At 32.7% G+C, this 13,302-nt stretch carries 11 protein-coding genes; all 11 read right to left on the reverse strand.

Annotation, left to right across the window (positions count from 1 at the left end):
* The 11 genes from ruvA to ABD715_RS07725 all read right to left on the reverse strand — a co-directional run bounded on the left by ruvA (nucleotide 1) and on the right by ABD715_RS07725 (nucleotide 13,293).
* Nucleotides 1–582: a Holliday junction branch migration protein RuvA gene (gene ruvA, locus ABD715_RS07675; RefSeq protein ID WP_344787558.1), complete on the reverse strand. Its 582-nt coding sequence runs from the start codon at nucleotides 580–582 to the stop codon at nucleotides 1–3.
* 51 nt (nucleotides 583–633) lie between these two features.
* Nucleotides 634–2,931, reverse strand: coding sequence for an NADP-dependent malic enzyme (locus tag ABD715_RS07680; protein ID WP_344787559.1), 2,298 nt, complete (start codon nucleotides 2,929–2,931; stop codon nucleotides 634–636).
* A 140-nt stretch (nucleotides 2,932–3,071) separates the two neighbouring features.
* Nucleotides 3,072–4,271 (reverse strand): sensor histidine kinase, encoded by a 1,200-nt coding sequence (locus ABD715_RS07685; protein ID WP_344787560.1) that lies wholly within the window; start codon nucleotides 4,269–4,271, stop codon nucleotides 3,072–3,074.
* Between the two features lie 137 nt (nucleotides 4,272–4,408).
* Nucleotides 4,409–5,335 carry a tRNA epoxyqueuosine(34) reductase QueG gene (gene queG, locus ABD715_RS07690; RefSeq protein WP_344787561.1) on the reverse strand — a complete coding sequence of 309 codons (927 nt, stop codon included), beginning with the start codon at nucleotides 5,333–5,335 and terminating at the stop codon, nucleotides 4,409–4,411.
* Nucleotides 5,325–6,671, reverse strand: coding sequence for a cytochrome P450 (locus ABD715_RS07695; protein WP_344787562.1), 1,347 nt, complete (start codon nucleotides 6,669–6,671; stop codon nucleotides 5,325–5,327). Before ABD715_RS07695 ends, queG begins: the two co-directional genes overlap by 11 nt.
* A gap of 120 nt (nucleotides 6,672–6,791) precedes the next feature.
* On the reverse strand, nucleotides 6,792–7,814 hold the full coding sequence (ruvB, locus tag ABD715_RS07700; protein ID WP_344787563.1) for a Holliday junction branch migration DNA helicase RuvB: 1,023 nt from the start codon (nucleotides 7,812–7,814) through the stop codon (nucleotides 6,792–6,794).
* Between the two features lie 108 nt (nucleotides 7,815–7,922).
* A complete protein-coding gene (locus tag ABD715_RS07705; RefSeq protein WP_344787564.1) occupies nucleotides 7,923–9,716 on the reverse strand; it encodes a cytochrome c oxidase subunit I in 1,794 nt (597 codons plus the stop codon).
* 27 nt (nucleotides 9,717–9,743) lie between these two features.
* Entirely contained in the window at nucleotides 9,744–10,817 is a 1,074-nt protein-coding gene (locus ABD715_RS07710; RefSeq protein WP_344787565.1) for a cytochrome c oxidase subunit II, read from the reverse strand.
* Nucleotides 10,818–10,846: 29 nt separating this feature from the next.
* Complete coding sequence (locus ABD715_RS07715; RefSeq protein WP_344787566.1) at nucleotides 10,847–12,184, reverse strand: quinol:cytochrome C oxidoreductase; 1,338 nt, start codon at nucleotides 12,182–12,184, stop codon at nucleotides 10,847–10,849.
* A gap of 13 nt (nucleotides 12,185–12,197) precedes the next feature.
* Nucleotides 12,198–12,755: a c-type cytochrome gene (locus tag ABD715_RS07720; protein WP_344787567.1), complete on the reverse strand. Its 558-nt coding sequence runs from the start codon at nucleotides 12,753–12,755 to the stop codon at nucleotides 12,198–12,200.
* 7 nt (nucleotides 12,756–12,762) lie between these two features.
* Nucleotides 12,763–13,293 (reverse strand): DUF3341 domain-containing protein, encoded by a 531-nt coding sequence (locus ABD715_RS07725; RefSeq protein WP_344787569.1) that lies wholly within the window; start codon nucleotides 13,291–13,293, stop codon nucleotides 12,763–12,765.
* Between the last annotated feature and the right edge of the window lie 9 nt (nucleotides 13,294–13,302).

Genomic DNA, 13,302 nt, shown 5'->3' on the forward strand with positions numbered 1-13,302 from the left:
TTATAAATTTTTTAAAGCCTGTTTAATAATATCCTCCACACTTGCTTCGGGTTGTGCTACAACAATTTTATCGACAACTCGTTCTGCCTGTTTTTTAACAAAACCAAGCACCTCCAATGCAGATAACGCTTCATCTTTATTGGTATTGCCTTTACTTACAGAAACTTCGTCTAAATCATAAATTTTTAGAACTTTATCTTTAAGGTCTAAAATAACACGTTGAGCTGTTTTTGCACCAATACCTTTTATAGATTGAATTAAAGCGACATCGCCAATTGCAATACCTTCTCTTACTTGTTTTGGAGTTAAAGACGACAACATAGTACGAGCTATACTTGCCCCAATACCACTTACAGATATTAGCAACCTAAAAATTTCGCGCTCTGCAATAGAAGAAAACCCATAAAGAGTATGCGAATCTTCTTTAACCTGTAAATGAGTATACAGTTTTAGTTGCTCATTATCTGGTATTTGAGAAAAAGTATGTAATGAAATATTTAGCATATAACCTACTCCATTGCAATCTATAACCACATGGGTTGGGTTTTTCTCTGTAAGTTTTCCTTGTATATGTGTTATCATTTATGTCGATTCGTTGGCTTCCCAAATGTAAGGAAATTATTTTCTAATTGCCTAATCTGCTATTGGGTGCTCAATTCCCCACTTTTCTTTGTGTTGAGCATCTATAACAGCAATAGCGGTCATGTTTACAATTTCGTCTACGCTTGCATGTAATTGTAATATATGAACTGGCTTACGCATACCCATCATTATTGGACCAATTGAATCTGCTCCGTTTAACTCTTTTAGCAATTTATAGGTCATGTTTGCCGAATCTAAATTAGGAAAAACTAGTGTATTTACTTTTTTTCCTGCTAATTTGGAAAATGGAAACTGGTCTTGTAACATTTCGTTATTTAAAGCAAAATCTGTTTGTAACTCTCCATCTACAACTAAATCTGGATGATTACGGTGCAACAATGCTACTGCTTCTCTTACTTTTGTAGCTTGCTCGTTAGACGAAGATCCAAAGTTAGAATAAGATGTCATTGCCATTACAGGCTCTATTCCAAACATTTTAACAACCTTAGATGTCATTTGTGCTATCTTATACAAATCTTTTGAAGTTGGATTTATATTTATTGAGGTGTCGCTTAAAAACATAGGCCCTCTTTTTGTCATCATAACATTGGTTGTTGCAATACGCGAAGCTCCTTTTGCCATACCAATAAGTTCTAACATTGGTTTTACTACCGTTGGATAACTTCTAGAATAACCAGATATTAATGCGTCTGCGTCGCCTTCGTTAACCATCATAGCAGCAAAATAATTTCGCTCTCTCATTAAACGCTGGGCTGCATAATATGTTACACCTTTACGCTTTCTTTGCTCCCAATATACTTTAGCATATCTGTTTTTACGCTCGTTTTCTTCTTCTGTTTTTGGGTCTACAATAAGAACATCTTCATCAAAGCCAATCTCTTCCATTAATTCTTCAATAGTTTCTTTTCGCCCTAAAAGAATAGGAATAGCAATACCTTCTTCAAAAGCTATTTGAGCAGCTTTTACCACAGCAAGCTGATCTGCTTCTGCAAAAACAACACGTTTCGGGTCTAGTTTAGCTCTGTTTAATAAGAGTCTAACCAATTTATTATCAGAACCTAAACGCTCTCTTAAAGTTTCTTTATACTTATCCCAATCTAGAATTGGCTGTTTAGCAACGCCACTATCCATAGCTGCTTTTGCTACAGCTGGTGGTACCTCGGCTATTAAACGAGGATCGAATGGTTTTGGAATAATATAGTCTTTACCAAAGGTTAATCTCGTTTTTCCGTAAGCCACATTAACTTGTTCTGGCACTGGCTCTTTAGCTAACTTAGCTAAAGCTTTAACCGCTGCCATTTTCATTTCTTCGTTAATGGCATTTGCTCGTACGTCTAACGCTCCACGAAAAATAAATGGAAATCCTAATACATTATTAACTTGGTTAGGATGATCGCTACGCCCAGTAGCCATAATAATATCGTCGCGAGTATCTATAGCTAATTGGTAATTAATTTCTGGGTTAGGGTTAGCCATAGCGAAAACAATAGGTTTTTCTGCCATTACTAAAAGCATGTCTGGAGATACAATATCTGCCATAGATAAACCAATAAATACATCTGCATCTACCATTGCTTCGGTTAGTGTATCTATTTTTCTATGTGTTGCAAACTCTGCTTTTTGAGAGGTTAAGTTATCTCTATCGTTTCTAATAACCCCCTTACTATCAAGCATTACCATATTTTCTCGTTTTGCACCGCAAGCTTGGTATAAACGAGAACAAGAAATAGCTGCTGCTCCCGCACCACTAATAACTATTTTTACTTTACTTATATCTTTTTCTGCAATTTCTAATGCATTTATTAAGGCTGCTGCCGAAATTATTGCGGTACCATGTTGGTCGTCGTGCATTACAGGAATATCTAGCTCTTCTTTAAGGCGTCTTTCTATTTCGAATGCCTCTGGAGCTTTTATATCTTCTAAATTTATTCCTCCAAATGTAGGAGCAATATTCTTTACTGTTTCAATAAACTCATCTACATTTTCGGTATTAACTTCAATATCAAAAACATCTATATCTGCAAATATCTTGAAAAGCAAACCTTTACCTTCCATTACTGGTTTAGATGCTTCTGGACCAATATTACCTAAACCTAAAACAGCTGTACCATTAGATATAACTGCAACTAAATTACCTTTAGCGGTGTATTTATAGGCATTATTTTTATCTTTTTCAATTTCTAAACAAGGCTCTGCAACACCTGGAGAATACGCTAAAGACAAGTCTCTTTGGCTTGCATATTTTTTGGTTGGTACTACTTGAATTTTTCCTGGAGTTGGCTTTTCGTGATAGATTAAAGCTTCGCTGCGTTTGTTTTGTTTACTCATAATGGATTATTAGTTAACTAAACGAACAAAGATAATAATACTACTAACCAAACAACCTATCTTTTAAAAAATTTGACGCTATATTTCTTTTTTTATAACACTTAATTATTAATACCTTTCTATCTCTTATTCTAGAAAATTTATTTCTCTAATGTGAAAATAAATTTAGCCCCATTTCCTAATTGTGAGTTTACTTTTATTGATCCTCCCAATTTTTCTACAATCTTTTTTACTGTAGCTAACCCTATGCCATTACCATGCTCGCCATACTTATCTACACCAATTTTCTCAAAAATATTAAATATTATTTCTTGATTATCTATTGAAATACCTGGACCTTTATCTTCAACATAAAATTTATAGTGTGTCATGTCTTCTGAAACACCCAGCTCGATATCAACATTATCTTTATCGTTGTATTTTATAGCATTAGATATTAAGTTAATTAAAATTTGATTAATTGCAGTTTTATTAACCTCAATAGTAGTTAAAGATGATTTTAAAGTTATTTTTAAATGATTATCTACGCTAAAAAGATCGATCATCTCATTTTTTAATTCTACGACATTAAGTTTAGCTGTATCTTCTCTTAATATTTCTTCACTTCTGCTATAGTTTAACAAGCCATCTATTAAACCACTTAAACTCCCTGTAGATGTTATAATGATTTTTAGCATATTTTGCCCCTCTTCGTCAATCTTTAAATTGTATTCGCTTAATACAAGTTCTGCTAAACTTGTAATGTTATTTAAAGGCGATTTAAGGTCGTGTGCAGCTATAAACGCAAAACGCTCTAGCGCTTCATTCTTTTCTTCTAAGTTTTTTAAAGTATCTTCTAGTAACAATTTACTTTTATGAAGCTCTAATAGATTCATAACTTGATTAGAAAGAGCTTTTAAAGACTTTATTTGGCTTACACTAAGCACATTGGGCTTATGGTCTATTACACATAAAGTACCTAAAGCAAAACCACTCTTATTTACTAACGGAATTCCTGCATAGAAAATAACGTGTGGATCTCCTGTTACTAAAGGATTGTCTTGAAACCGCTCGTCTGTTCTAGAATCTTGAACAACAAATATATCATCAGGATTATTAATGGCATGTCCACAAAAAGCATACTCCTTAGGCGTTTCTGTAGCATCTAGTCCATGATGAGATTTAAACCACTGTCTTTTATCGTCTAAAAGACTAACAAGAGAAATTGGAGTCCCACATATTTGAGCAGCTATAGCTGTTAAATCGTCGTAACTAGATTCTGGAATAGTATCCAGAATAGAGTAAGCTTTTAAGCTTTTTACTCTTTCTTTTTCGTTAAGAGATTCTAGGGGCTTTATCAAAATGGGTTTGTTTAGTTAAACAAATCTAATAAAATTACACCTTAGAATAGTACTTAAACCACAAATACTTTTGTTTTATTTTCTTTCAAATCGACTTAATTAAGAATCATTTAACCTTTTAACTGTTCTTTTTAACCCTATTTTAAGAAATTAATGTTTCTTTTAAGCCCTGAATACTTTGTGCGTTTTACTGCCGACTTTTGAAATACTTTTTTAAATGTATCTTCGGTTATTTCTTCCCAATCTTTTTTACTCATAGATAGTAATTCTGGGTGCGGATTAAACAAAGGTTCGTTATGCGGTTTTGAAAACTTATTCCATGGGCATACATCTTGGCAAACATCGCAACCAAACATCCAATTATCAAACTTACCCTTAAACTCATTTGGCAAATTCTCTTTTAGTTCTATTGTAAAATAAGAAATACACTTACTGCCATCTACAACATAAGGCTCTGTAATTGCCTCTGTAGGGCACGCATCTATACAAGCTGTGCATGTTCCACAATGATCTGTTGTTGGTAAATCGTACTCTAAATCTAAATCTATAATTAATTCTGCAATAAAATAAAACGAACCTACTTGCTGAGTTAATAAATTACTATGCTTTCCAACCCAACCTAAACCAGATTTAGATGCCCAAGCTTTGTCTAAAACCGGAGCAGAATCGACAAAAGCTCGTCCTGAAACCTCTCCAATTTCATCTTGAATAAAATTTAAAAGCGATTTAAGTTTATGTTTTATTACATGATGATAATCGTTACCATAAGCATATTTAGATAATTTTGGAGTTGTTTTATCGTTTTGAATTTTGGAAGGGTAATAATTAAGTAATAATGAAATAACACTTTTAGAGTCTTCTACCAATTTCGTAGGGTCTAAACGCTTATCAAAATGATTCTCCATGTATTGCATTTGACCATTCATATTTTTGTTTAGCCAATTTTCTAATCTGGGAGCTTCTACTTCCAAAAAACCTGCTTTGCTTATACCACAAGACAAAAAACCAAGACGTTTGGCTTCGTTTTTTATAAGATTAGAATATTTTTCTTTGTTATTTATCATGCCCTTTTAAAGTAAACTTCAATTTAACATCTACTGGTTTTAGAGTAATTAAAGGGTTTATTTTTATTTTTTTACTATCTGATGAAATATTAAATTTTTTAACAATGGCACTAACAGCCAAAACCATTTCGTACATAGCAAAATTATTACCAATACATAGTCTTGGGCCTGCTCCAAAAGGCATGTAATAAGGCATTATGTCTTTTTTATTTTCTTTGGAAAAACGTTCTGGCTTAAAAGCTTCGGCGTGTTTCCAATACTTTTCATTTCTATGTAACTCATAAATTGAAGCTCCTAAAATAGTTCCTTTTTTTAAAAAATAATCATCAACCTTATCATCTTCTATATTTACTCTATCTGTTATCCACGCTGGCGGATATAAGCGTAAACTTTCTTCTATACAGCTCATGGTATAAGTTAGACTTTTTATTTCTTCTAAAGCACTTAATTTATTAGACGCTATCTCCTTTACTTCTGCTTCTACTTTATTTAAAACATTTTCATGTTCTGCTAAAAGTTTTAAGGTAAATGTTAACGAGTTTGCTGTAGTTTCGTGACCTGCAACAAACAAAATTAATATTTCGTCTATTAATTGCTTATTAGTCATTGTAGAACCATCTTCATACTCTGCCTTTAATAACATATCTAAAAGATCGTCATGCTCTTTTTTAGATTGTCGTCTTTTTTCGATTACATTATTAATTATATCTTGACTTTCTTTAACTAACTTCATGTGATAGTTAATATCTCCATTCAATTTATACCATAACTTTTTATAAGGTAGTCGTAACTCTTTAACAATAAACAATTGTAGCTTTTCAATTATAAATTGTAACCGTATTAAAGTATCTTTTTCTGCCGAAAAATTAAATAATGATTTTGCCACGACATCAAATGCTAATTCATTCATTATAGAATATAAATCTACTAGGCCATCATCCTTTATATTTTTTACATTAGATCCTATTGCAACTTCAATTATAGAAACGAGATTATTTATTTTTTCTTTATGAAAAGCGGGTTGAATTAACCGTCGTTGTTTAAGCCAATAGTCTCCACTAGATGTTAAAAGTCCGTAGCCAACATATTTTGATAAATACGTTGTTTGAATTTTAGATTTGTAATATACTTTATGATTTTTTTGAAGCATATGCTTTGTTACTGAAGCATCTCGCGTTAAAACAATATACCCATAAAAAGGCGACTTTATTGCAAAAGTATCTCCTACATCATTAAACCACTTGTTATGAAACGGAATTGGGTTTTTAGCAATTGCAGATACACCCAACAAAAACTTAAAAAAAGAAACCGTATTTGGGTATTTATATTTAGGCATACCACAAACTTATAGATTAAAAGTGTTATTATCTAAAAGCATGGGTTATAAATCTTTTATAATGAAAAAAAAGAGTATTTAAATTTACTGTTTTGCAATTAAAATACCCTAAAAAGGATCTTAAAACAAACCACCTTGAACAGACCCCTTTACTTTGCCTAAATGCTTATAAGCGGCTTCTGTTACTTCTCTACCACGAGGTGTACGCATTATAAAACCTTGCTGAATTAAAAAAGGTTCGTAAACTTCCTCAATAGTTTCTGTACTTTCACTAACTGCAGTTGCTATTGTAGATATACCTACTGGTCCGCCTTTAAATTTATCTATTATGGTTGCTAGTATTTTATTATCCATTTCGTCTAGCCCATGAGCGTCCACATTCAAGGCTTCTAAAGCATATTTGGCAATCTTAATATCTATACTACCATTTCCTTTAATTTGAGCAAAGTCTCGAACACGTCTTAATAATGCATTAGCAATTCTAGGTGTGCCACGACTTCTACCTGCTATTTCTATAGCAGCCTCCATAGAAATAGGCACTTCTAAAATACTAGCACTTCTTTGTACTATGGTAGTTAATAAATCGGTTTTATAGTACTGGAGCCTACTTTGTATACCAAAACGTGCTCGCATTGGAGATGTTAATAATCCTGAACGAGTTGTAGCCCCTACTAAAGTAAATGGATTTAAATTAATTTGAACAGTTCGCGCATTAGGTCCAGATTCAATCATTATATCAATCTTATAATCTTCCATTGCCGAGTACAAATACTCTTCTACAATAGGACTTAACCTATGAATTTCATCTATAAATAATACATCTCTATCATCTAAATTGGTTAATAAACCTGCTAAATCTCCAGGTTTGTCCAATACAGGACCAGATGTCACTTTAATACCCACACTTAATTCGTTAGCCAATATATGTGCTAGAGTTGTTTTACCTAAACCTGGAGGACCATGAAATAAAGTATGATCAAGAGCCTCTCCTCGTAAATTAGCAGCCTGAACAAAAATTTGAAGATTCTCCAACACCTGATCTTGTCCTGTAAAATCGCTAAATTCTAAAGGCCTTAATTGTTTCTCAATATCTATTTCTTCAGGAGAAAAATTATCGTTTGATGGATCTAAATTTTTGTTCATTAAATATTATGTTAAAGCAGCTTACTTAAACGCGTTGACTATAAGCAAATATAAACAAAAAGCCTTTCCGAATAGGAAAGGCTTTATATATTGTTATTATAAAATATTTTAATGTTGTAATTCTTCTTCTCCCTCTTTTAAAGGAATATCCTGAGGAACAAAATCGACATCATGTCCTGGTTTACTATAATCGTAAGCCCAACGGTATACATGAGGGATAGCTCCAGGCCAGTTACCATGTATATGTTCTACAGGAGTTGTCCACTCTAAAGTTGTAGACTTCCATGGGTTTTGTGTAGCTTTCTTTCCGTAGAAAATACTGCTAAAGAAATTGTATAAATATACTAATTGAGTAACACCTCCAATTAATGCAAAAATTGTAATGATTACATTAACGTTTGCTAAATCATCAAATAGAGGGAAATTAGAGTTTGTATAATAACGACGTGGTAATCCTGCCATACCTATAAAGTGCATTGGAAAGAAAACTCCATAAGCACAAACAGCAGTTATCCAAAAGTGAATGTAACCCAAATTTTTGTTAAGCATACGTCCAAACATTTTAGGATACCAGTGATAAATACCAGCAAACATACCATAAAGCGCAGATATACCCATTACTAAGTGGAAGTGAGCTACAACAAAATATGTATCGTGTACATTAATGTCTAATGCACTATCACCTAAAATAATACCCGTTAAACCTCCTGTAATAAATGTTGAAACAAAACCTATAGAAAACAACATTGCAGGATTCATTTGCAAGTTACCTTTCCAGAGGGTTGTAATCCAGTTAAAGGCTTTTACAGCTGAAGGTATTGCAATTAATAATGTTGTAAATGTAAATACAGATCCTAAGAAAGGATTCATACCTGAGATAAACATATGGTGTCCCCAAACAATTGTTGAAAGGAATGCAATAGCCAATATAGATGTTATCATTGCTCTGTAACCAAAAATTGGTTTACGTGAGTTAGATGCCATAATTTCAGAAACTAATCCCATGGCAGGTAATATTACAATATATACTTCTGGATGACCTAAGAACCAAAATAAGTGTTCAAACAAAACTGGAGATCCTCCTTGGTAGTGTAATACCTCGCCTTGAATAAATATATCTGATAAGAAGAAAGATGTTCCAAAGCTTCGATCCATTATTAATAATAATGCGGCAGATAATAATACAGGGAAAGAAATAACACCAATAATAGCAGTTACAAAAAATGCCCATATTGTAAGAGGTAATCTAGTCATAGACATACCTTTTGTACGCAAGTTAATTACTGTAACTACATAATTTAATGATCCTAATAAAGAAGAAGCAATAAATATAGCCATAGATACTAACCAAAGCGTCATACCCATTCCAGAACCACCTTGAGCCATTGGCAATGCACTTAATGGAGGGTAGATTGTCCATCCAGCTGCAGCTGGACCTGCTTCAACAAACAATGAAATAACCATGATTACACTTGATAAAAAGAATAACCAATAAGATACCATATTTAAAAAACCAGAAGCCATATCACGAGCACCAATTTGCAACGGAATTAATAAGTTACTAAATGTACCACTTAAACCAGCTGTTAGTACAAAGAATACCATTATAGTACCGTGAATTGTTACTAATGCTAAATAAATATCTGCATCCATAACTCCATCGGGAGCCCATTTACCTAATAATGCTTCAAACAATACGTTTGGCTCTTCTGGCCAAGCAATTTGCATACGGAACATTAATGACATTAAAACCCCAATAACACCCATTATAGTACCCGTAATAAGGTACTGTTTAGCAATCATTTTGTGGTCTTGACTAAAGATGTATTTAGTTACAAACGTTTCTTTAGGATGATGTCCGTGGTCGTCGTCGTGAGCGTGTGTATCTGCGTGTGCTGACATAATCTTATATCGTGTTAATCTTTATAATTAGTTAATTAGAGAATTCTTGAATACCTTTTGCTCTTTAATCCAAGCATCATATTCTTCTTGAGTTTCTACAATAATTTTCATTTGCATATTGTAGTGAGATTTACCACAAATTTTATTACATAATAAGATGTAATCAAACTCGTAACGCTCTAAGGCTTCTTCGCCTTTAGCAATTAATGGTTTACTATTTTCAACTCTAATTTTATTAATATTTGCAACTTTCTCTATCATTTGAGGAGTTGCTCGCATGTCTTTAGTAGTTACAGTAGGTGTAAAACCAAACTGCGTAATCATACCAGGAACACAGTTCATTTGTGCTCTAAAGTGAGGCATGTAAGCAGAATGAAGTACATCTTGAGAACGCATTTTAAATAATACAGGCTTTCCTACAGGTAAGTGTAACTCTGTAGTAATAATGTCGTCTTGTGCATTAATATCGCCTTCATCTAAACCAAGAATATTAGCACGATCTATATCGATTAAACGAACATTTGATTTCCCTAAAGTATTATCAGCTCCAGCGTATCTAGCTTTCCAGTTAAACTGCTGTGCATATAATTCAACAATTAATGGATCTTCAGTTTCATCTACACTAGTAATATTAATCCAAGTATTTAATCCATAAATAATTAAACCTGCTAAAACTATTACAGGAATAATTGTCCAAATAAATTCAAGTTTATTATTATCAGCAAAGAATAAAGCTTTTTTACCTTTCTCACCTTTATATTTAAAAGCAAAATAATGTAATAAAAACTGAGTAATTGTTTGAGTAATAAATATAAGCACCATAGAGATAACCATTAAGTTATCTATTGTCGGTCCGTGTTCTGATGCTGAATTAGACATTAATGGTAAATCGCCCCATTTTACAAAACACACAATGGTAATAATGTAAATAAAAGCTAGGAAGCCCATCATTAAATATCCATTTAATGTATTATCCTTATCGGTAGCAACCCCATAGTTTGCATTTTCATTTTTAGCTTGAGCTAAATCGAAAATCTTTACCATTTGCCATATGGCAATTAAAATGAATATTAAAACTATAATTGTTAATAAAGTAGTCATTGTTCTCTTTCTTCTTTATTTATAACTGATTAATAATGGAAATCTTGACTTTCCTTGATTAAAGGGTTTCCTTTAGATAATAATGGTGCCTTTGTTAAAGCAGTAAAAACTATAAAGATAAATAACCCTGCAAATAATAATACAGATGATATTTCTGGAATCCCAATAAACCATCTATCTCCTACTGTTGCTGGCATAATCATATTGAAGATATCAATATAATGACCAAATAATATTACTATTCCAGTCATTACAACAAACCAAGGAATACGTTTATAATCTGCATTCATTAACATTAATACTGGGAAGACAAAGTTTAAAACCACCATTCCAAAAAATGGTAAGTTATAATCGTTTATACGAGTTATAAAGTATGTTACCTCTTCAGGAATGTTAGAATACCAAATAAGCATAAATTGTGAAAACCATAAGTAAGTCCAGAAAATACTAATAGCAAACATAAATTTAGCTACATCATGTAAATGATTTGCATTTACAAACTCTAAATAGCCTTTAGACTTTAAATAGATAGTAATTAAAGATATTACAGTAATACCGCTTACAAACATACTTGCAAAAACATACCATCCAAACAATGTAGAAAACCAGTGAGGGTCTACACTCATTATCCAATCCCATGACATAATAGATTCTGAATATAAGAAGAATACTAAAAATGCTGCTGAAATACGAAAAGTTTTTTTAAAGTTACTGTTATCGTTAGCATTATCTTGTGCAATAGAAAATTTTCTTGAAAAATGACGGTAAGCAAACCAACCTGCAATAAATATTAATCCACGAACTGCAAACATTGGTTTATTTAACCAACCCGATTTTCCTTGAATTAATGCATCTTCTGCAACAACCTCTGGATTCATCCAGATAAAAATATGATCACCAGCTAATAAAGCTATTGCCAACACAATTAAAGCGCCTGGTAATAAATAAGCAGTAATACCTTCCATTACTCTAAAAAGCACTGGAGACCAACCTGCTTGAGAAGCAAATTGTACAGCGTAAAAAGCTAAAACACCTAAAGCTATCATCATAAAGAAAAAAGCTGCTACATATAAAGCAGACCAAGGTCTATTATGTAATTGGTGCATTACGTGTTCTGCATGAGCATCACCATGATGAGCATCTGCTTGTTCTGCATGATGTTCTTCTCCAGATGCAGCATGAGAATCTGCAACCTCATGTGTTGCTGCTTCAGCATGACCACCATGACCGGAAGCTTCTTCAGCAAGCATAACTTTTACATCATCTAGACTTTGGTGAGATGACATAAAACCATATCCTACTCCTAATGCTCCTAAAATCATTAGAATAAAAGAAAATGTCTTTAATTTATTTGAAAATGTGTACATATCTAATATAATCTTACTTTTCTAAATCTGATTTTAACTTTAACACGTATGAAACTACTTGCCAACGTTCTTCTTGTTTTAATTGATTAGCATAAGAACCCATCGCATTTTTACCGTAGTAAATAGTATGATAAATACTTCCTGCTGTAATTGCTCTACCCGCATCATCGTAACTAGGTATACCAAGTATTTTTTCTCTTTTAACTAAGTTCCCTTGTCCGTTACCTTTATTACCGTGGCAAATCCCACAGTAAACATCGTATAAAGCTTTTCCTTTAGCTAAATCAACTTGAGTTGAATCTAATGGGTTTACTAACGTTGTTTTTGCTAAGTTGTAACCTTCTGTAGAGTTTTCTATATCAAATGGTACGTAACCTCTAGGTATTGATCCTTCTACAGGCATTCTTGCTTCCATACCGTTTGCAAACATATCGTTTTCACCGTAAGTTTCGTAACCTGCAGACTCATACATATTAGGCATGAATTGATAGTTTGGTCTAGTATCTTTTTTACATGAAACAATAGTTAGTAAAACCATTGCTATGACTGATATTTTAATTAAGCTTTTCATCTTTATCTTAATGCGCTTTATCAATTAAATTAATCTCAACTGCACCTGTATCTTTAAGTAAGCTTTCAAGTTCGTTTTCGTTTCCATTAACTGCAATTTCCATTAAAAAATGGTCATCTGTAGTTCTTGGGTCTGGGTTTTCTGCATTTTTAAATGGCCACATTCTACTACGCAAGTAAAATGTTATTACCATTAAGTGAGCCGCGAAAAACACCGTTAATTCGAACATAATTGGTACAAATGATGGCATGTTTTCTATATAACTAAAACTTGGCTTACCACCAATGTTTTGTGGCCAATCTTCAATCATAATGAAATTCATCATTGTTATTGCCACTGTTAAACCAACTAAACCATACATAAATGCTGTTATTGCAATACGTGTTGGTTCTAACCCCATCGCTTTGTCTAGTCCGTGAACTGGAAAAGGTGTATAAATTTCCTCTATGTGAAATCTTTCTGCCTTTACCTTTTTAACAGCAGACATTAAGATATCATCATCCGTATAAATAGCGTGAATTACTTTTGAAGCTTCCATATGCTACTT

This window comes from Postechiella marina, assembly GCF_039538365.1.
GTDB lineage: Bacteria > Bacteroidota > Bacteroidia > Flavobacteriales > Flavobacteriaceae > Postechiella > Postechiella marina.